Here is a 20903-nt window from a genome sequence, read left to right on the forward strand (position 1 = left end):
TGACTCATGTTTATTTTAATACAAATTCACTATCCGGTATGGGCAAGGTAAATTTACTTCCCAACTCTATCGTTTCGCCTTCACTTATTATAACCTTTTCATTCAACTGCTTATAAAGGAAAAATAATTTCCCTTCCCCGGCAAATTCCTTCCGCGCATCCTCTATCAACAATTTCAAGAACTCATCACGCTCCATATTCTTGTTCAATTGAGTCCGCAAACCTCTATAATTTCGAGCTTGATACAACGTCGTCACCGCTTTATTTTTATCTGTATAAAACAGGCAGTCAGCCAAAAGATAATACATTTCAGAAAGACGGATCATGGGAATAATAGGCTCCTCGTTGCTCAAATTAGCTACCGGCATCCAACGATTCGTCAATCGATACCCTCCTTTAGGACTTGTATAAATCCCATATTTATAACGGAAATCATTACTATATCCCGGCTTTTTATACAAACCGTCAAAATCGGACAAGTTATAGTTCATGGACAAACTCTCATAATAACTGCCAATCTCTTCACTATGATTTTCTTTCCACAAGGCAAACAACAATTCTTTCGTCATCTTTATCGTTTTCCTTTCTTCCAGGTTACTTGCCCGAATATCATTTTCAGAATGATAACGATACGTTGAATTACCTTTTATCATGTTAGCAAAACGTGCAGCCATATCCCGGTCAGAACTCGGCTCCGTCCCTTCCAATTGTTCCGGATCCGGATAACTCTCCCCGTCACGATACCATAACACGCGAGCCAGCGTAGCCGTGGCAGAATAAAAATTAAAACGGGTTGCCCGGTAACCATAGAACATATTATTTGCCGTACTTCCACTATTCGGATAATTCCATTGGTTTGAAAAATTGTTTGCCCCCATAGCCGTAGTATCCCATGCCAAGTACTTTCTTGCTTTCTGAAGGTCAAATATGATCTTCTCCAACGTCTCGTCCACGGTCAGGCGGGTTGCAAACTTACAAGGGTAATAATCCACGTAAGGAATATACTTGTTCCCGTCATTCAAAACAGGAGCCGGAGCGTACAATCGCAACAAATCGAAATGCACGTACGCCCGTACGGCATACGCTTCTCCAAGCATCAGATTTTTTTGATCCAATTCTTGATCGAACATCTCATCCGGAGCCTCATTCAATCTGGCGATCAAATTATTGGCATTGGCAATACAATTAAAAGCCGTTTCCCAAAGTAATCGGCTCGCATTTTTAAATTCCTCTTCATTATACTTATAGCCTGCTGCCTGCAAAAAAGATTTTGTTTTTGACTTCGAAACATCATAGGTTTGAGACATCACGTTGATCAAGCCAAATGACAAAAAATTACCGTACAAATTGGACTCAGCCATGTTCCGGTACAACCCATTCAACACGCTCTCGTACCCCCGTGCAGAACTAAACATATCATCCTCGCTCACGGAATCTTCCGGATCTACCGTCAACCAATCATTACATGACCAGCAAACCGAACACATCCACAATATAGCTAAAAAAATGTAAGACGTCGATTTCATTTTCCTTTACTTTAAAATTAAAATACTAGGTTCATCGTGAAATTATAAGTCCGGGCATAAGGGTAACTCAGCCCCCTCTCCCGTTTAATAGAAGACCAGCGGAATGGACTACTGGTACTCAACTGGAAGTTGCATTGGCTAAAGCCTATCTTTTTCAACAACTTCTGGTTCAGATCATACCCTATGGAGAAGTAACTTAAACTAAGCCAATTATCATCCTGCACGAAACGGGAAGTAGGCTTTGTCGTATATTCCCGGGTCTTAATATCCTTCAATGGCGTTCTATCTCCCGGCTTGATCCATCGGTCGTAAAGCACACGCTTATCCACGTTACTATAACTGATATCAGCATTTTCAACAGCATTTACCAAAGTCGAATTATACTTTTGGGCACCCACTTCGTACATAAACGTAGCGTAAAGAGAGAAACCTTTATAATAGAAATTCACCCCGAACGAACCTTGAATATCAGGCAATTCATCTCCAACAATCACCTCATCAACAGCATTGTAGTCATAGGTACTCGTCCCGTCACGGCGAATATATTTTTCCCTACCATTTGCGGGATCAATCCCGGCAGACTTCATCGCGAAAATAGAGGTTGTCGATCCTCCCTCCACGTAACGGGGAATCGGTTCGTAACGAACTTCCGAATTAGCAATATTTGTTTTCGCTTGTTCGTTCAACAACTCCTCCACGCGCTTATTATACTCATCCAAAGAAGCCGAAATTTTGCCAATCGTATTCTTATTATGCCCCAGGTTTCCCATTAAAACCAAAGTCATATCTTGATTTCGTACCAATGTTGCCCGCATATCCACCTCGAACCCCTCATTGATAATTTCTCCCATATTATCCCGGTATTCTTTAAATCCGGAAGATGTCGGGATTGTCACGGTTGTTATCAAATCATGAGTATGTTTATTGTAATAAGAGAAATCAAAAAATAACCGTTCCCCGGGGAACAAACCTATTTCCACTCCTAAATCCTTCGTCTTCGTAATTTCCCATTTCAAATCAGGATTTCCCATATAAACCAGCTTCGAAGCAGATCCAGTTGAATACCAATCAGTAAACGGCTTATATTGAGACATCGCCGCGTAAGCGGGAAAATTTACTTTTCCGACTTGCCCGATAGAACCTCTCACTTTCAAGCGAGTCAACCACGCGTGATTTTCCATGAACTTGTATTTATGCACGTTCAATCCCAACCCGAAAGCCCAGAAAGGCGCAAACTTATTATTCGTTCCGAATTCCGATGAACCATCCAATCGCCCGGAAATATCTGCCAAATAAATATCCTTGTAAGAATAGTTCAACGAAGCGACATACCCGAATAAACGGGTTGTCTGCTCACTTGTTCCCGGTTTATCAACAATCTCCCGGGCATACGTTACTTCATCCATCGTTCCTAACGGGAAACCCCGGTAGCTATATGAATTTTGAGAATAAGCCGACTGACGAACATTAATACCGATATTTCCATTAAACATATGGTCATTCACCATCTTATAAAGATAAAACATCACGTTTCCATCTATACTCACCGTTTTATCGTCCGTCAAATCCAATGTACCGCGTTCTGACGGATCTTCATCAATTCTATATTTACTGGAAGCGGGATCCACGAACCGGGCAGAAGACCCATTACGAAGCGTCACTCCCAACGTCCCCCGTAATTGAAGCCCCTGCATGATATTCCAATTGACATTCAGATTCTCCACGAACTCATCATAATCCGACTTGTTATAACTATCCAAATGAACATCGTATAAAGGATTTTGGTCATTATACAACAAATCATTCGTTTTAAGCAAAAGATTCCCATTTTCATCCTTGAAGCGGTCATAAGGCTGCTTCCGGGAGTAATCACTAAAATACCCGTAAGGCGACTCTTCCGAATTCATCTTATTATAGCTTACCGTATTTCGGATCTGCAACTTCTCCAGAAGGTATTCCACGTTTAACCCGATCCCCATCGTCTTCCGGAACGAACCTTTCATTACACCATTATTCTTATCATATTTAAAATCAATCCCGTAACGCATAACATCGCCTGCACCTCCTTCAATATAAAGCGTATGCTTATGGTTGAAAACATTACGCAAGGGTTGGGACAACCAATCCGTATCCACCCCTTTCATGATTAGCTGCAATTTACCGTAATAATCCTCTTCCAATTCAATCTGCTCATTCGGCTTATCGGACAGATACAAACCAGCCAAACGTTCCGCTTCCAACTTTTCTGCCGCATCCATCAAATTATAATCCGAAAGGTCCGGGGCAGACACTTCTGCCAAAAAGTTATAAGAAACTCGGACCTCTCCTGCTTTAGGCTTTACCGTCGTGATTACAACCACCCCGTTTGCCGCCCGAGAACCATACATGGCAGTCGCCGCCGCATCTTTCAAAATATTAATTGTTTCCACTCGGCTCATATCCATATCATAAACCTTTTCCACGGAAACCTCGAAACCATCCATGATAAACAAAGGCAAATTCGTATTGTTACGTAAATTTGCTTTACTCAAGCTCTGTACTTGGTCCAATCCTGTCACCCCAATACTGGAATTGCCTCGAATATTAAATTCCGGCAAAGCATTCGGGTCTGAACCGAACTGGTTATTTTCCCGGATTCGCAACGACGGGTCAAATACCTGCAAAGCGCTAATAATATTTCTGGTCGCAACTTTCTTCAACTCCTCTCCTTTAACGGACACGGCTTTACCCGTGAAAGACGTCTTCCTAAAATTCCCGTATCCAGTAACGACCACTTCTTCAATAGCCTTCACATCCTCCTCTAATGTCACGACCAAAGATTTCGTTAAATCACTTACACTCGCCAAGTCTATTTCCTTTGTTTCCATTCCTAAAAAAGAAAAAACTAAAACCTGTTTCTCTGATTTTGGGAACTTCAATTGGAAACAACCGGCAGTGTCTGTCACGACTCCTAATGTCGTTCCTTTCAACAAAACTGTAACACCCGGCAAAAACTCACCCTTAACATCTTTCACTTTACCTGAAATCTCAATAATTTTTTTCGCTTTCGTTTCATTTTCCCGCTTCAATAGAATATTATTCCCCTCACGTGTAAAAGTCAACCCGGTACCTTTCAAGCAGGATTGCAAAACTTCCTCCACTTTCTTATTCACCACATCAACATCCACGTTTTTTTGGTTGACCAAATCATCTGCCCGGTAAACAAATGCTAACGAAGTTTGTTTTTCAATCTCAACAAATAACCGCTCCAGCGAGATTCCTTTAAATTTCAATGTCACTCGCTCATCTTTACTTTGCCCATAAACGGTTTGTTGGAACCAACCGAAATAACAAAAAATCCAAAAAAATAAAAACACACCAACCATCCTCATTTTTTCTCGAGGATAATAAGCACTCTTTCGCTTTTTTTCCATAGATTTGTAATTAAAATTTATAAATCATTTATTGATTGACAAAGGGGGGATAGCATTTCGCACTTTCTATTCCCTCTTATTTTTTACTAATAACAACAGTATTTCCTTTTCTTTCAAATTTTATATTCCCAACTTGTTCCAAACGTTTTAGAATAATATCCACATTATCAAAACGCTCGAATTTAGCCGTATAAATCTCCTTTGTTAACTCCGCATCCTGATACAAATATTCAAAATCATACCACCGGACCAGTGATTTCAAGATATAATCCAGCGACCTTTTTTTATACACGAAACGCCCTTCCCGCCAAGCGACATATTCTTCCACATCCACATTCTTCACTTCAATTCCTGTATTGGTAAACAAAGCTTGTTGACCAGCCAGAATCTTCTTCTCCCGATTCTCCCGATCCTGTAAAGCCACACACCCCTCGACCAAGGTCACACAAACACGCTCTTCCACATAATCACTAACGTTAAATTGAGTCCCAAGTACAGTAATATCTCCCGCGGAACAATGAACAACAAATTCACAATTCTTATTTTTAGCGACCTCAAAATAACCTTCTCCTTTCAAATATACCTCTCTCTTTTTTCCTTCAAACACATCCGGGAATCTTAACTCGCTCTCCGCATTTAACCATACCTTCGTACCATCAGCCAGCACCACGGAATACTCTGCCCCCTTTGTCGTGAACAATCGATTCCACTTAGATTCATCCACTCTTAAGCCAACAGAATCTTGCCCGGCTTTATCATATACATCCAGTTTTGCCAGTTGCACAGGCATTGTATCGGTCACCTCGATCGTTTCTCCGACGTTTACCTCCAGATACACCTTTCCAAAATCCGGCATTTCTACTTTAGACACTATAACCGGATACTCCTTCATCTGCCACAAGTTCTGATATAAAAAATATCCTCCGACACTCAACAATATAATAATCCCGGCTGCATAAGCCAAAGATTTCTTCCACAAAGAAATTTGACGTTTTCGCCTTAACTCTCGCTTCAAAACACCTAATGTCCCTTCTGTATCATACAACTTCTCCGCGTCCAACAATTTTGTTTGCAACCACATCTGTCGTATCTCCCGGAATTGCAGCATTCTCTCTTCCGATTTTTCCATCAACAATCGTAGCCTCCTCAATTCATCATCAGTTATCGTCTTTTCCAAAAAACGTACAACTAACTGCTCAAATCCGTGCTTAATGCGATCTACGTTTTCCATAGTTTTCCATTTATACACAATACACACGTTCACTATGAAAAATACTCACACGATATGAGCAAAAAAAAACTACAGGAACTTATTTAAGAATAATTCACAATTAACAAACGCCCGAATAAAGCTATCATGGGACAAACAACTTTCGACAAACAATTAAATATCATCATTATAGAAAAACAGAAGAAGTAGCAAGTTTCCTTTATCTGCTGTATGCAATTTTTCTTTCAAATACTTCATTGCCCGGTAAAGCTGATTTTCTACTGTTCGTACAGACAAATTCAATTCCAATGCAATTTCAGCACTCTTCTTTCCTGAAAAACGACTCAACAAAAAGATTTCCCTCATCTGCTCCGGCATTGCAGTAATTAATTCATTCACTTTTTGAAGCAAAAACTCCTGATCATCCTGTCCGCAAAACAATGGATTATTCTCTCCCTCGTCCTCCCCTTGAGCCTGAATAAATTTCATAAACTCGTGCCTCACACGCTCATGCCTGATAACATTCATTGCAGCATTATACACACTACGAAAAAGATATCCCTGCACCCCCGTCCACACGATTGAATCTACCCTTTCCCATAAACGCACAAAAACTTGTTGCACGATATCTTTTGCCGTATCAGCATCATCCACGATAGACTCTGCATAGACACACAGACGTACGTACATCTCCCGGTATATTCCTTCAAATTCTTTTTCGTATTCTCTCTTTACCATCACTTGCTCACAATAATAATACACGTAGAGATCCGTTAGGCGGCAAATATATAAAGAATTCATTCAAAATAAAATATCTCTATGAAAGTTGATTCAAACTTTTAGAATGTACCTCGATTCTTACCGTAGAGCAACAATGTATAAGTTATTCTTCAATCGATAAGAACAAAAAATCGGCATTAACATTTCTTTCCAGCAAACGTATTTAAGTACAGAGAAACAAGATGTTGAAGAACATCAAAAAACGAGATTGACCGAAACACATTATTATTACTTTTGTCCGCTCAAAAAAGTTGAATTATGCATATTGATTTTACAACCATCATCGATTATATCGGAACTTTCGCTTTCGCGATCAGTGGTATCCGTCTTGCTTCCGCCAAACGTTTTGACTGGTTCGGGGCTTACGTCGTGGGGGCAGCCACGGCAATCGGGGGAGGAACCACCCGGGATTTACTATTAGGCGTCACCCCCTTCTGGATGCATCAACCGTCCTACCTCATTGTCACGGGACTAGCTCTCCTGTTCGTCATCATATTCGGCAAATATGTCATTCGGCTAAATAATACCTTTTTCATCTTCGACGCCATCGGTCTCGGGCTATTCACCGTGGTAGGTATCGAAAAAAGCCTGCTTGCCGGATTCCCCATGTGGGTCGCCATCATCATGGGTATGACCACCGGTGCCGTCGGGGGAGTCATTCGCGACATTTTCATCAACGAGGTACCCCTTATCTTCCGGAAAGACATCTACGCCATCGCCTGCATCCTCGGTGGATTCATCTATTTCACCTGTGATGCCTTGGGCGTCGGGCACGTTTCCACGCAAATCGTCACTGCCGGAAGCGTTATCCTCGCCCGGATCGTAGCTGTAAAATACCATATCAGCCTCCCGGTACTGAAAGGGCACGAAGATAAATAATAGCATCCCCGATACATAAACCCGGTATCGTATTCCGAAAAATACAACACCGGGTAAACTTCAACAACACACGAACATTATTTCACGATAATCGTGAAACAATCATCTACATCCTTTGATCGTCCTTCATTCCAAAATGTCAACGAAATGAGATATTTTCCAACAGGGATATCATTCTCCAGAGGGACCTCAATCACCCCATTGCCTCGCACCGATACGCATTCCATTAATTTCGAGGGATCCCCGTTCGTGCTTGTCACCGATTTCACCTTCACCCATATCGGGATCGACCCTTCTACCCCTTCAATAGCACTACCCGTCCAAGGTTGATTATTCAACACCCGATAATAATCTTCTCCCGCACCGACAAGAGTTATTGGCTTCACACCAGGAAAAAACATTTCTATCTGTTCCGGTAAGAATCCCCCTTCCAAATACTGTTGGTATTCCGGATTAGGCCCCCAGTAAGGTTCCGTCGTATCCAACTCTTTCCGGATCACCATGGAATCCAACCCATAACTGGCATATTCCGTACTCAAGAAACCGACATCAATTCCCTGACAACCAATCATCAACAAACAAAAAAACATTCCCCATATTCCTAATTTCATTCCTTCCATAGCGATTTTTTTAGATTTTACCAAATTCAAAACCATATCCCAAGGCATGTACCACCCCATTCGTGGGTTGAATATCCGGCGATGCAACCTCTATAAGCGCGTTCCTCGTGATCGACCACAATTGCAATGCCACCGGCCCCACATCCGGAACACCTGCCCAATCCGATTTTTCGCGGCATGCCCGAAGCCGATTCCCATCCAAAGCCATAAACTCCATTCCACCATCCTGTTCATCGTCAGAAATTCGATACATCTCGTTCCTGAAACCGATACTATCCTTCACGAACTTCCCTTTTACCACGCATCTCAAAATATAACTCCTGCAAAGATCAACAGGAATATCCCCTACTGTACGGTAAGTAGCACCCGGGATAGCATCTTTTTGCGATTGCAACAAAAATCGCAATATAGAATAAGAAGGCGGTGCCCAAAACGTCATTTCCGGCACACTCTCGTCATTTCCCTCGAATAAATCGACCAAACCTGCTCGTTCTATCATCTCCACCGTCAACTCCCAATTACCTTTATTCGACCTCAAGTAATCCATTATCGTCCCGTCAAAATAGGGATTGGAAACTCCCGTGTATATCACATTCTGCTTCGTGTCACACCCCACGAGGAACAGCAACACCCAACTATTCAATAATATATATCGTAACATCTTCATATTAAATCCTGAATTTCAAATTATTTTTACATCCTTCTAAACCAATAAACATTCTGCCGCATCAACGGGTTATTCGAGAAAGCACTGCTGCCAATACACATAAACAACGCTCCGTCCTTTATATCTTGCTCGCTAAGAGTTCTGAACTTCCCCTTCAACTCCGTGTTCACGTAACCGTTACGAATCACGTCAAAATAACGATGCCCTTCCAACAAAAGCTCTTTTTGCCTTTCCAAAAATACCGTGTAACGCAAATCCCCGTTATCCTCGGAACTATCGTAACTTTTCGCCCCGGCACGCCTCCGGATCTCGTTCAAATCAACAATTGCACCTTCCGTATCGCCTAACCTTGCCCGGCACTCCGCCCTTAAAAGATAGATATCAGCCAATCGCCACCAAACCCTGTTTTGGTTCAACCCGCACATATATCCCATATCTTTATCAAACACGGCTTCCCTGTATTTATACACGTGTGCGCTACCACCAGCCTTCTCTGCCAATTCATCTACCTTATAAAAGTACGCCTCCTTACGTGAATCTCCATTCGCAAACCACTTGTTCACGGTTGCCACCTTTATTTTATATGCCCCATGCTTAATGCTTTCTTCATTTGCAAAAGGATTAAAAGGATAATTCATGTAAACTTCATAAGCAAGCAATTTCACCAACGCCATCATATCACTGGAGGAACTCAATTCATACTCAAACCCCCTATTTATCGTTTCATATATAGATTCCGGACTATTTTCCACCAATCCCCGGGTACAGACAGCTTCCGGGTTCGGTTCCAAAGAATAAACGCCGGAACCGATAATGCCGCTACAAGCTTTTTCTGCCTCTTCCCACAACACCTTCTCATTATAATCCTGATCCGAAGCAAAATACTTGCAACCGGCACGCCAGGCACAAAGATAAGCATACAATGCATTAGCCGCACCCTTGCCAGGGGTTGCCTTGTTCGCATAATTTTCCCCTTTCCAATTGGTCATCTTGTCAAATTCAGGAAGTATATCGACCGCTTCCCGAGCCAATTCGATGGCATAAGCAGCAACTTCATCCCACGGGGACTTAGCCGTTGGCTTAAAAATCACGTCATCTTTTACCAGCATACAATCCCCCCAACGTTGCACGAGGCGCAAATAAAACATCGCTTTAAAAAACAATGCCTGACCTTTGTAAATATTCCTCCGTTCACGGGACAAAGAAGCATCATCCACCCTCTTCAATATGGCATTAGCCTTGGCTATCCCTAAATAATAACCTTGCCAATGATTTGTATTATAATTCACAATCTCTTCCGAAGTATAATCATTCGTGCATCCCCCCGTTACCCAATCGGCAATTTCATCCACGTAAAAACCTTTTTGCTCCTGTACCAACGGATCATTCATAATACACGTCTGCCTTAATTCTTGTTCGACTCCGGCAATAGCCGATTCAAAATCTTGCGGGGTCGTCAAAGCATTGTTTAACGTCAACGAATTCTCCGGCAAAACATCCAATTGATCATCGCAACCAACCACGCACCAACCCAAAATCAGCAACAATACCACTATTCTCATAACCATTCCTCCTTAAAATTTAACGGTTAAACCTAACGTGAATTTCCGGGCAAGCGGGTAATTCCACCCGGGATCTACCCCATTCTCGATACTTACTGTTTCCGGGTCTATTCCGGAATAATTCGTCCATGTCCACAGATTCTCTCCCGTGAGAAACACTCTCATTTGAGAAATTCCCCAACGTTCCGTGATTCGCTCCGGCAAATTATAACCGACAGTCACGGTCTTCAATTTCAAATAATTCACTTTCTCCACTTGGCGGTCCAAAGGATAAGTTCCATACTGATATTTCCCCGCCAATTGATACAAGGGATATTCCGCACTATTATCTCCCGCTTTTTCCCAGAAAGAAACCTTGTTAAAATCCAACAACAAAGGATGATCATAATACTTGTTCGATGGATCCGTTACGAATATCAAAGAATTAATTCCCAATTGATTCACCATATGTCGCCCAATAGAATAATGCATCACGAGGTTCAAATCAAAATTTTTCCACACGAATTCATTCACGATACCTCCATTAGCTATGGGCAATGCGCTTTCCAAAGCAACGGGATCGGCATAATCAATTCTCCCGTCTCCATTCACGTCCACAAACTTATAATCCCCAACCGTGTAAAAATTTGATTTACTATAATCCGGGTACAAATAACAATTTTCTCCCCCGCTTGAGAACATGGTAGGCACATCCTCCTGTTGATTAATAAATCCCTGCGTCAAATACCCCCAAATACGATTCAACGGTTTCCCCACGACAAGCTGCGTGTTCAAATCCTTGCCCGTTTCAGATTTTTCAATCCGGTTCCAATTCCTCGCCCCGTTCACCGATACTTTCCAATAAAAATCTGAATTGCGTAAAATCTCGAACTTCACCAAAAGCTCCAAGCCCTCGTTCGAAATCGCCCCGGCATTTCGCCATTGGTGATAATAACCATTATAATCACCCACAAGAGGAACCCGAAACAATAATTTATCCGTGTAACGATAATAATAATCTAAAGTAATCCCCAGCCGACAATTAAACAAATCCAGATCCAAACCGAAATCATATTGGTCAGTTTCTTCCCACGAAAGATCATTATTATATAACCCTCCTACAAGATTGGGCTCCAATACGGAATTCCCATATTCCGGCCTCTCCCCCAACGACATCAACCCTAAAGCTAAATAAGCATCCTTAAATTGCTTTCCGGATTTACCCCAACTTGCGCGCAATTTCCCGAAAGAAAGCCAACCGAAATTATCCCTAACAAAATCTTCCTCCGAGAACGTCCATCCGGCAGCCACGGAAGGGAAAGCCCCCCAGCGGCAATCCTTGCCAAAAACAGAACTCCCATCCCGCCGGTAACTGGCAGAAAAAAGATATTTCTTCTTGTAATTATATTCCATACGCCCAAAAAAGGAAATCAACTTTTTCTCTTCCATATTTGAACGATAATGCTGGAAAGCCACGGGAACCTGTTGTCCCCATCGGTCTACATAACCGAGCTCCGGCATACCCGAAGGCGCATAATAGATTTTATCGCTCGGGGAATTTTCGGCGCTTCCCCCGTTGTACTCCATCTGGTCATACTCGTAAGAAAAACCCGCCATAAAACTCAAGGAATGATGCTCTTTAAAAACCTTTTGATAAGAAACAAGGTCCTCGTTCAACACCATCAAATTAATACTTGTTTCCCCGATAGATTTAGAAAAACCGTCATCATCCAAATAGGAAGGTTGGAAATAATTCCGCCGATGGATAGAATAATCAGCAGCCAAAGATGCCGATACATTCAACCCGGGAATCACATCATAACCGACCTTAAAATTACTCCGCAAACGCACGCCCCGGTTCTTTTCTTTGGTTCCCCGCAACGCGTCCAACGTGGCTTGCCATGATTGGGACCCCTCTCCCGGGTAAAGGGAACTCAACCAAAAAGGATCACCCGGCACGGCTTCTATTGATGGCGCTGTCCAACCCAATTCTTCCGTCTTCTCTCCCCTGTCACGGGTTAAAAGCGAGGCATTCATCCGCAAATCCACGTTCAGGCGATTTACCGGCGTCACGTTCAACGTGGTATTCAAATCTACCCGCCTGAATCCGGTCCCCACGAACACGCCCGACTCGTCATAAAATCCCAAACCTATGCCATAATTCATGTTTTCACCTCCGCCATAGGTTTGCACGTTCGCGTTCAACACTTTGCCCGTGCGAAAATAAGTGGGGAAAAAATTTGTCTGGTTATTATAAAAAGAATTCAAACTATCTTGATAAATCAACGCGGCAGGTCCCCCCGGCTGCGCCGAAAAAAAATAATCGTAAATAGTTTCTTTATTCTCAAACGCCTCTTCATTAGAAACCGGGTACTTGTACACTTGTGTCAACGGATCATAATAAGCCTTTTTCGTGTTCGCGATAGCTAACAAACGGGCATTGCGTTCCGCCTTACCCACCGTAATCGTGGGTAGCTCCGGTACCCAACTCCAGCTATATGACACGTTAGCCGAAAAATTCGCTTTCATATTCTTCCGCCCCTTTTTTGTGGTCACGATAATCACCCCGTTCGCCGCACGCGAACCGTAAAGCGAAGCGGCGGAAGCGTCTTTTAACACCTGTATAGACTCTATCATGTCCGGGTTAATATCCGATAAAAGATTTGTTCCCGTCACCGGGGAATCAAAAGCATTCAAAGGCACCCCGTCAACCACCCAAAGCGGATCGGAAAAACGATTTTGCTGGGAAACATTAAAAGAATTATATCCCCGGATAACAATCGCCGTACCTCCGCCACCGGGAGAACCGGACATTTGGGTTATATCCAATCCGGCAACACGCCCTTGCAACAATCCGGCAATACTCGTCGAAGGAATCCCCTTCAATTCCTCCGCTTTCACCACGGAAATAGATCCCGTGGCTTCCCGCCTTGTCGTTGTTCCGTAAGCCACCACTACCGTTTCATCCAAAACCTGCACATCCTCCGCCATTACCACTAGAAGAGTATCTCTTGTTTCCCGCGTGAAATCTACCCTTTGCGGTTTATAACCCACGAACGTGAATTCCAGCGTTCCCTTGTCCACGGGCAACAGCAACGAGAAAAATCCCTTCGTGTTTGTCGCGGTACCTACAGCCGTTCCTCCCAATTTTACCGTCACCCCAGGCATCGGCACTTTCTTCTCGTCAATTACTTTGCCGACAATCCGGAACTCCTTTTTCTCTTCGGTGACGTTTCTCGACTTGATAATAACAACGTTATTCACGAGCGTGTAGGTCAAATTCGTTCCCCGTAATATTTGTTCCAGCACATCTTCCAGGGAAACCTCCCGAACATCGACATCAATCTCTTTTACCTTACGAATTTCGGAATTATCAATGTTATAAAAGAAACCGACATCCGTCTGCAACTTCAACGCCTGGATCACCTCCTCCAGGTCCACCCCTTTCATTTGCAGGGTAACTACCTTATTTTGGGAATGCAATTTCGCCGACACGTGTAGCGAAGCAACAAACACAAAAACAAATAAAAATCTCGCCATAAGCCATAATTTTCGTAAACTATTCCTTCTGATGGGAACAGACCTCTGATTTTTTTTCATACATTTGTAATTAAATGAAACATATTGGGAACAATTCTTGCTAAACACTTGTTCCCAGTGGATTATCTAAAGCAGGAGTTGCTGCTAACAACTCCTGTTTCCAATTTATTCACACACCACGACAGTCCGTCCCTTCACGTTGAAATGCACATCACCCGCTTCCGCTATCACATCAAGCACTTCCTGCAAACTCGTTTGTCGTTTCATGATTCCGAAAAAACGTTTTTGCTTCAAACCCGGGTTTTGGTAAAAAATTTCCACATCAAACCACCGGGCTACTTTTCGCAAAATGGTTTCCAGATTATCATTCCGGGAAACAAAAAGCCCCTCTCTCCATGCCGTGTAAGGATAAACATCCACCTTGACGATTTCCGGCTTGCCCGTTTCTCGATTCAACAGGAACTGTTCCCCGGGAACAATTTTCTGGAATTCAACAGATACGGTATTTTTCACTCGTACCCCGACAGAGCCTTTTATCAAGGTCGTTTTGGAAATATCTTCATCCTCGTAAGCCATCACGTTGAATTCCGTTCCGAACACTTTCACCTCCTCACGCGACGTTTCCACCACAAAAGGACTCTCCCCTTGGGTCACTTCAAAATAAGCTTCCCCGGTCAATTGCACCCGCCTCTCGCCCTCTGAAAAAACGGTAGGATAACGCAAGCGGGATGCCGAATTCAAATGTATTTTCGTCCCATCCCCCAAAACAACCATATACTCCCCGGAAGCGGGAACCGCCAGTTCGTTATAAACACTCCCGCTTGTTGCAACAGAATCCGCATCATACCTCAACACTCCGTCTTCCACCCGAATCGCCACATGGTCTTTATTAATGGTTCTCGTTGCTAAAGTAGAATCCAGCACGACTCGCTCCCCATGGCTCAACTGTAAAGTAACCGCGGCATGACCTGGCATCGGTTGTGCTATCACGGGCACAAACATCTTCTTTTTTTCACTTGTCGCCCGGATAATCCACCCCGCTGTCAATAAAATCAAAACACCGGCAGCAACACCGCTCCACCGTACCCAACCAATAAATCGTCCTGCCCTCCCTTTGCGTTTCACCTCTGACAAACATTTTTCAACATCCACGCGGGAACACTCCCTCGCCATGGTCTTCTCCTGTTGGCGGCAGAAACGTTCATAATACAACCTATGTTCCCCGCTTTCGGCATACCAAGTGTCAAATGCCTGTTGTTCCTCACCGGAAAGCGGTTCTCCCGTCATTTTCCGGTACAAAAGAGATACATTTATAAACTCCAATTCATTCATCTGTTTTATAATTTTGCACCTAAGACGTAAAAAATTAAAAATAGGGTGAACGAAAAAATTAAAAATATACCCTAAACAATTTCAAATATTGATTTACGCTTTATTTTCAACAAGATAAAAGATAAGAAAAAATGCAAGCGATCCCCGGACAAAGCCTCCCTCAAATCTTGGTACGCCTTTTTCATATGTGTTTTCACCGTGTTAACCGACAACCCGGTCACTTCCGCTATCCGGGGATAGCTCATCCCCTGGTAAACATTCATTTTCAATACATCCCGTCGCTGCTCCGGCAATTTTTCGATTTCCTCCTCCACCCGGCGAATCAATTCCTCCTGCTCCAACACATCAAAATCACCCGTGTAATAAGCTGCATCAAACAACTTCACATCCAAAGGATCCGTGATCTTCAATTTGCGCAAATAATCCACGCACCCGTTTTTCACGCAACTAAAAAGATAAGAACGAGTATACGCCACTTCATTAAAATCCTTCCGGGAAAAAAGCGCCAAAAAGACATCTTGTACCATATCCTCCGCCGTTTGCAAATCCCCCACGTAACTCTCGGCAAACAAGACAAGACGCTCATAATACTGTTCAAATAATATATCGAACTTACTTTTCACCTCGCACTCCCTTTTTATTTTGTTACCACGAACTACTTCTCTACGCAAATTCATTTCACGATTATCTCATCCGTGAGCAAGCAAACAAATTCTTCATAAAAACACCTTAAAGCTACAAAAATAATATATAAAAATGAGAAAGCAAAGACATACTCCAGACAATAAGAATTCATATATAAATCAAGTAGTAATAGTGTATTAATTCCGTTTTAATTCCGTGTAAAAACTTTTAGATAAGCTTTTATAATTCTATACGAACGCTATTATAAATAGCGTTCGTATAGGGTTCATATAGGGTTCCTATAGCGTTTATGACGGAATTCATACGGAACTGATACACTATTGCAACTTGATTCCACTGTATTGTCAACAGTACTTCCCCGTGACTTCTCACGGAATAACATATAAAAAAAAGAAATTAGAATTTATATTCTTCAGCGGAACCGATACTCTCGGCTATTTCCTTGATGATTCCTTTCTCGACATAAACCGGACGGGCATATTTCCTCACCACCGGACGGTAGTGTTCAAAGACCAGTGAAGCCGTGAAACAACAGATACCGGACAAAAGGATGATACTCTGCAACCCCACGAACTTCTCGACAGCCCCCAACGCCATACTCCCAACGGGAGCCATGCCCGTGAATGCCATCGCCATATAGCCCATCACCCGTCCCCGCTTATCTTCCCGCGACAAGGTTTGCAACAAAGTATTGATAGAAGCCACCACCGCGATAATCATAAACCCGACGGGCACGCACAACACGGCTGCCACCCACGGCACCGTCACGAAAGACATCGCTGCCAAACCGATCCCTAACAGGGCTCCGGAAAGCATCACCACTTTTCCCAAACCCAATACGCTTTTCCGTGCTGCCAAATATAAAGCCGCCATGAACGACCCGACACCCACGCACGAGAGCAACAACCCCAGCATCTCGCTCTCCCCGCCAAGGATGGTCTTCACGTAAGCCGGGATAAAAGTCATCAACGGCAGACCGAAAAAACTAATCGCACTCATCAGCAGTAACAGCGAACGAATGGGCATATCATGTACCACGTACAAATACCCGTCCCGCATATCTTCCCACACCCGCTGTTTCACGATCTTTTCCCGGTTAGGTTGTATCCTCATCATCAACAAGGCAATAATCACCGCAACATAACTGACACCATTCAACAGAAAGCATATCCCCTCGCCCAATAGACCGATCAGTACGCCCCCGACGGCGGGACCGATCAAACGGGAACCGTTAATCACGGCTGAATTTAAAGCGATAGCGTTACCCAAATTCTCCTTGGGTACCAAACTCGGGTAGAAGGATTGCCGGGTAGGATTGTCCAAGGCGTTGATTAACCCGATCATTAAGCTCAACGCCATGATATGCCATACCTCGATCCATCCTGTCAAGGTCAGCAAAGCCATCAATAAGGCTTGGATCATGGATAACGATTGTGTCACTACCAGCAGGCTACGCCGATTAAAACGATCGACGAAAACACTCATGTAAGGCGTGACAACCAGTATGGGAATCTGAGCCATAAAGGTCACCGTCGCCAGCAGGAACACGGAACCCGTCAAGCGGAATACCAGCCAACTCATGGCGATCTGTTGCATCCACGTCCCGATGAGCGACACGCATTGCCCCCCGAAATAAAGCCTGAAATTGCGATTCTTCAACGACGAGAATACCCGCGAGAATGCCTGGGGATTATCCGGCAATAGCTCACGGAGTCCACGCCAACCGCCCAAGAATTTATATCTACCGTCACTTTTGTCCATGCTATTTTTTTTACCGTGCCAACTTGTAACTTGCAACGTGGCGCAGCCACAACAACTTACAAAAGTAGTTAGTTTTTAACGGAATCATGAAGCATAGCGGAAGAATTTTAGTTACTTTCGCGTAAAGATTAGGGTACACACGTTTAACGCCATGACACAACAAACAGAAAACAGATTATCCGTGGCAGAGGCACAAGCCATTTGCCTGAGAAACAATATTCCCTTTTACACTTACCGACTGCCCGGTTCGCGTGAAGTCGTGTTCGGGGCACAGTTATCCAACGACACCCGCCTTTTCAAGGGGTTCGAGAAACACCGGGGAGAGAAAGGGTTTGTCATTACCCCCTTCAATCACGCGTCATGGAGCTTCCCTTTCTTTATACAGGCAGACCTGACGTTCACGGATTACCTCACGGACCGGGAAGCGATCGTCAATCTCCGGAACACGGTGTTCAATACGCCCGGGCGGATTTTCACCAAGCAAGACTGCGAGCATTTCGAGTACCTGGATGAATTGCAAACCCTGATCGCCACGCTGAAAAGAGAGGGGATGAGGAAGGCAGTGCTATCCCGCACGATCACCCTCCCGTGCGACTCGCTGCGGATAGCCCCCGTGTTGTTCGAGCAGATGAAGCAATACCACCATGCTTTTCTCTTTCTCGCCGCCATACCCGGCAGATGCGCGTGGATGGGGGCTTCCCCGGAAACTTTCTTGAAATACGACCGTAACGGCTTTTTCACCATGTCGCTGGCAGGCACGCAACCCGTGGCTACCGCACAGGACCCGCCGCAATGGGGCGAGAAGGACATCGAAGAACAACAGATCGTGACCGACTATATACAAAACACGCTAAAACAGTTCTTTACCCGCCATCTCGAAACGGAAGGACCGATCACGCTGCAAGCCGGCAACGTGTTCCACCTCTGCACTTTTTTCAGAAGCGACGAGCAACTTCCCGCCGACAAGATTGACGAACTGGTAGCACAATTGCACCCGACACCCGCCGTTTGCGGCATTCCCAAGAAACGGGCGATGCAGGTCATTTCCGAGATCGAGAAACAAGAACGGGGCTATTACGCCGGGTACCTCGGTCCGCTGCAAGAATCGGGGGCATTCGACCTTTTCGTCAACCTGCGCACGATGGAAGTGTTCGACGACGCTTTGAAATTGTACGTGGGAGGCGGTATCACGCCCTTGTCCGACCCGGAAACCGAGTGGCAGGAAACTTGCCAGAAAGCTGACACGTTACTCAACCTGATACGCCAAATCAACTATGGAAAAACTACATTCTGATATAGAGAGTGTCCGCATTCTCGTGAGCCTGCTGATCCAAAAAGGGATTCGCGACGTCGTTCTATCGCCCGGTTCGCGCAATGCCCCCCTGCTGGTTTCAATCTCACGGGCAAGGCGTTTGCATCACCGTGTGATCGTGGATGAACGTTCCGCCGCATTCTTCGCTTTGGGCATGGCACAACAAAGCGGGGAGCCCGTGGCTCTCGTCTGCACGTCGGGCACGGCACTCTTGAATTACGCTCCCGCCGTGGCAGAGGCTTACTATCAAGGTGTGCCGCTGATCGTCATTTCCGCCGACCGACCGACGGAGTGGATCGACCAGGATGACAGCCAAACAATACGCCAACAGAATGCCCTTGCCCCTTTCGTGAAGGCTAGCTACCAATTGCCAACCGTGATCACGAACGAGGAAGACCACTGGCACGCTAACCGCTTGGTGAACGAAGCCATCAACCTGTCACGCACCCCGCGCAAAGGACCCGTACACGTCAACATACCCTTGCGGGAACCCCTGTACGAATTCCACCACAAGGCTCTTCAGACGGAACGGGAGATTGACCCCACCCCCGCGGGAAACGTCATCCCGGGAGAAGTCTTGAATCAATTGAGGCAAGAATACTCATCGGCGACCAATGTGATGATTATCGCCGGATTCCAGGCTCCCGACCCGGCGTTGCAACAACGTATCGAGCAACTCGCCGGATTCTCCAACACGGTGGTTTTCACGGAAAGCATCTCCAACCTGACCACGCCTTGTTCTTTCTCGACCATCGACCGCATCATCTCGACGGTACGCCCGGCGGAAAGCAAGGCTTACGCTCCCGACCTGCTTATCACGTTCGGGGGAGCCATCGTTTCCCGCATGATAAAGGCATTTATCCGCAACCACCCGCCACGCGTACACTGGCATATCGACGAACGCACGAGCCCGCCGGACACCTACAAATCGATGACCCGCCACGTGCAAATGAGCGCCGGGGAGTTCTTCAAACAATTTTTAACGACGCCCTTCCCGTTAGTATCGGCTTCCGGGTATGCCTGGAAATGGTTGCAAAAAGCGGAAACCGCGACAAGCAAACACGAGGCTTACGTGAACCGCATCCCGTGGTGCGACCTAAAGGCTTTTTCAATACTGATGCCCGCGATTCCCGCCGACAGCCGCCTGCAACTCGGCAACAGCACTCCCATCCGTTACGCCCAGCTTTTCCGCTATTCGCAGGTGTCCCGCTCGGATGCCAACCGCGGCACTAGCGGCATCGACGGATGTACTTCCACAGCTATCGGTGCGGCTTGCGCCTTCAACGGGATGACCACCCTCATCGTGGGGGACAACAGTTTTCTGTACGACTCGAACGCCCTTTGGATGAAGAGCATTCCTCCCCGCCTGCGGATCATCGTGATGCAGAACGGTGGCGGCGGCATCTTTCGCTTCCTCCCGGGACCTTCTGCCCTGCAAGAGGTGGAAAAGTTTTTCCAAACGCCGCACAAGGTGGATCTGAAACAACTCGCGAGTGTTTACAATTTCGATGTTTACAAGGTATCGGATGAGATGTCCTTGCAACAGGCGCTGGTTCAGTTCTTCCTTCCCTCGCAACACCCGGCAATCCTCATCATCGAAACACCGGGGGACACGAGCGGCGAGATTTTGAAAGGATATTTCGAGGCTCTGAAATAAACTTGGCACTAAATTTATTTA

The 20903-nt window shown here is 44.9% G+C and carries 14 protein-coding genes; 3 read left to right on the top strand and 11 right to left on the bottom strand.

The features are described 5' to 3' along the window. Positions 1–10: 10 nt before the first annotated feature. The 4 genes from A3CY_RS0110085 to A3CY_RS0110100 form a co-directional block, all read right to left on the bottom strand. Positions 11–1525, bottom strand: a complete 1515-nt coding sequence (locus A3CY_RS0110085) for a RagB/SusD family nutrient uptake outer membrane protein (RefSeq protein WP_026207524.1) — start codon at positions 1523–1525, stop codon at positions 11–13. Between the two features lie 17 nt (positions 1526–1542). Continuing rightward, complete coding sequence (locus A3CY_RS0110090) at positions 1543–4938, bottom strand: SusC/RagA family TonB-linked outer membrane protein (RefSeq protein WP_018337793.1); 3396 nt, start codon at positions 4936–4938, stop codon at positions 1543–1545. A 76-nt stretch (positions 4939–5014) separates the two neighbouring features. Then, on the bottom strand, positions 5015–6169 hold the full coding sequence (locus A3CY_RS0110095; protein WP_018337794.1) for a FecR family protein: 1155 nt from the start codon (positions 6167–6169) through the stop codon (positions 5015–5017). Between the two features lie 153 nt (positions 6170–6322). Next, positions 6323–6949 (bottom strand): RNA polymerase sigma-70 factor, encoded by a 627-nt coding sequence (locus A3CY_RS0110100; protein WP_018337795.1) that lies wholly within the window; start codon positions 6947–6949, stop codon positions 6323–6325. 237 nt (positions 6950–7186) lie between these two features. Here A3CY_RS0110100 and A3CY_RS0110105 point away from each other — a divergent pair, with 237 nt between their 5' ends. Then, a complete protein-coding gene (locus A3CY_RS0110105) occupies positions 7187–7807 on the top strand; it encodes a trimeric intracellular cation channel family protein (RefSeq protein WP_018337796.1) in 621 nt (206 codons plus the stop codon). 77 nt (positions 7808–7884) lie between these two features. Here A3CY_RS0110105 and A3CY_RS0110110 read toward each other — a convergent pair whose 3' ends face one another. The 7 genes from A3CY_RS0110110 to A3CY_RS0110145 all read right to left on the bottom strand — a co-directional run bounded on the left by A3CY_RS0110110 (position 7885) and on the right by A3CY_RS0110145 (position 17913). Continuing rightward, positions 7885–8427, bottom strand: a complete 543-nt coding sequence (locus A3CY_RS0110110) for a hypothetical protein (protein ID WP_040371554.1) — start codon at positions 8425–8427, stop codon at positions 7885–7887. Positions 8428–8437: 10 nt separating this feature from the next. Next, the gene (locus tag A3CY_RS22050) at positions 8438–9094 is read right to left on the bottom strand and encodes a hypothetical protein (RefSeq protein WP_018337798.1); all 657 of its coding nucleotides are present in this window, start codon (positions 9092–9094) and stop codon (positions 8438–8440) included. Positions 9095–9120: 26 nt separating this feature from the next. After that, the gene (locus A3CY_RS0110120; RefSeq protein WP_018337799.1) at positions 9121–10662 is read right to left on the bottom strand and encodes a RagB/SusD family nutrient uptake outer membrane protein; all 1542 of its coding nucleotides are present in this window, start codon (positions 10660–10662) and stop codon (positions 9121–9123) included. Positions 10663–10668: 6 nt separating this feature from the next. Continuing rightward, positions 10669–14175, bottom strand: a complete 3507-nt coding sequence (locus tag A3CY_RS0110125) for a SusC/RagA family TonB-linked outer membrane protein (RefSeq protein ID WP_018337800.1) — start codon at positions 14173–14175, stop codon at positions 10669–10671. Between the two features lie 165 nt (positions 14176–14340). After that, positions 14341–15507: a FecR family protein gene (locus A3CY_RS0110130; RefSeq protein WP_018337801.1), complete on the bottom strand. Its 1167-nt coding sequence runs from the start codon at positions 15505–15507 to the stop codon at positions 14341–14343. Positions 15508–15578: 71 nt separating this feature from the next. After that, the gene (locus A3CY_RS0110135; protein ID WP_169503616.1) at positions 15579–16130 is read right to left on the bottom strand and encodes an RNA polymerase sigma-70 factor; all 552 of its coding nucleotides are present in this window, start codon (positions 16128–16130) and stop codon (positions 15579–15581) included. Between the two features lie 418 nt (positions 16131–16548). Continuing rightward, complete coding sequence (locus tag A3CY_RS0110145; RefSeq protein ID WP_018337804.1) at positions 16549–17913, bottom strand: MFS transporter; 1365 nt, start codon at positions 17911–17913, stop codon at positions 16549–16551. 151 nt (positions 17914–18064) lie between these two features. Between A3CY_RS0110145 and A3CY_RS0110150 the strand changes: the two genes are divergently transcribed. Together A3CY_RS0110150 and menD are read left to right on the top strand one after the other, a co-directional pair. Then, positions 18065–19207, top strand: a complete 1143-nt coding sequence (locus A3CY_RS0110150; RefSeq protein ID WP_026207527.1) for an isochorismate synthase — start codon at positions 18065–18067, stop codon at positions 19205–19207. Beyond that, entirely contained in the window at positions 19188–20882 is a 1695-nt protein-coding gene (gene menD, locus A3CY_RS0110155; RefSeq protein WP_018337806.1) for a 2-succinyl-5-enolpyruvyl-6-hydroxy-3-cyclohexene-1-carboxylic-acid synthase, read from the top strand. Before A3CY_RS0110150 ends, menD begins: the two co-directional genes overlap by 20 nt. Positions 20883–20903 lie beyond the last annotated feature (21 nt).

Source organism: Butyricimonas synergistica DSM 23225 (assembly GCF_000379665.1).
Taxonomy (GTDB): domain Bacteria; phylum Bacteroidota; class Bacteroidia; order Bacteroidales; family Marinifilaceae; genus Butyricimonas; species Butyricimonas synergistica.

Coding starts and splice junctions, on each gene's coding strand:
- A3CY_RS0110145 (WP_018337804.1), bottom strand. CDS start 17,913: ATGGACAAAAGTGACGGTAGATATAAATTCTTGGGCGGTTGGCGTGGA.
- A3CY_RS0110150 (WP_026207527.1), top strand. CDS start 18,065: ATGACACAACAAACAGAAAACAGATTATCCGTGGCAGAGGCACAAGCC.
- A3CY_RS0110095 (WP_018337794.1), bottom strand. CDS start 6,169: ATGGAAAACGTAGATCGCATTAAGCACGGATTTGAGCAGTTAGTTGTA.
- A3CY_RS0110130 (WP_018337801.1), bottom strand. CDS start 15,507: ATGAATGAATTGGAGTTTATAAATGTATCTCTTTTGTACCGGAAAATG.
- A3CY_RS22050 (WP_018337798.1), bottom strand. CDS start 9,094: ATGAAGATGTTACGATATATATTATTGAATAGTTGGGTGTTGCTGTTC.
- A3CY_RS0110105 (WP_018337796.1), top strand. CDS start 7,187: ATGCATATTGATTTTACAACCATCATCGATTATATCGGAACTTTCGCT.
- A3CY_RS0110085 (WP_026207524.1), bottom strand. CDS start 1,525: ATGAAATCGACGTCTTACATTTTTTTAGCTATATTGTGGATGTGTTCG.
- A3CY_RS0110090 (WP_018337793.1), bottom strand. CDS start 4,938: ATGGAAAAAAAGCGAAAGAGTGCTTATTATCCTCGAGAAAAAATGAGG.
- A3CY_RS0110125 (WP_018337800.1), bottom strand. CDS start 14,175: ATGGCGAGATTTTTATTTGTTTTTGTGTTTGTTGCTTCGCTACACGTG.
- A3CY_RS0110100 (WP_018337795.1), bottom strand. CDS start 6,949: ATGAATTCTTTATATATTTGCCGCCTAACGGATCTCTACGTGTATTAT.
- A3CY_RS0110120 (WP_018337799.1), bottom strand. CDS start 10,662: ATGGTTATGAGAATAGTGGTATTGTTGCTGATTTTGGGTTGGTGCGTG.
- menD (WP_018337806.1), top strand. CDS start 19,188: ATGGAAAAACTACATTCTGATATAGAGAGTGTCCGCATTCTCGTGAGC.
- A3CY_RS0110110 (WP_040371554.1), bottom strand. CDS start 8,427: ATGGAAGGAATGAAATTAGGAATATGGGGAATGTTTTTTTGTTTGTTG.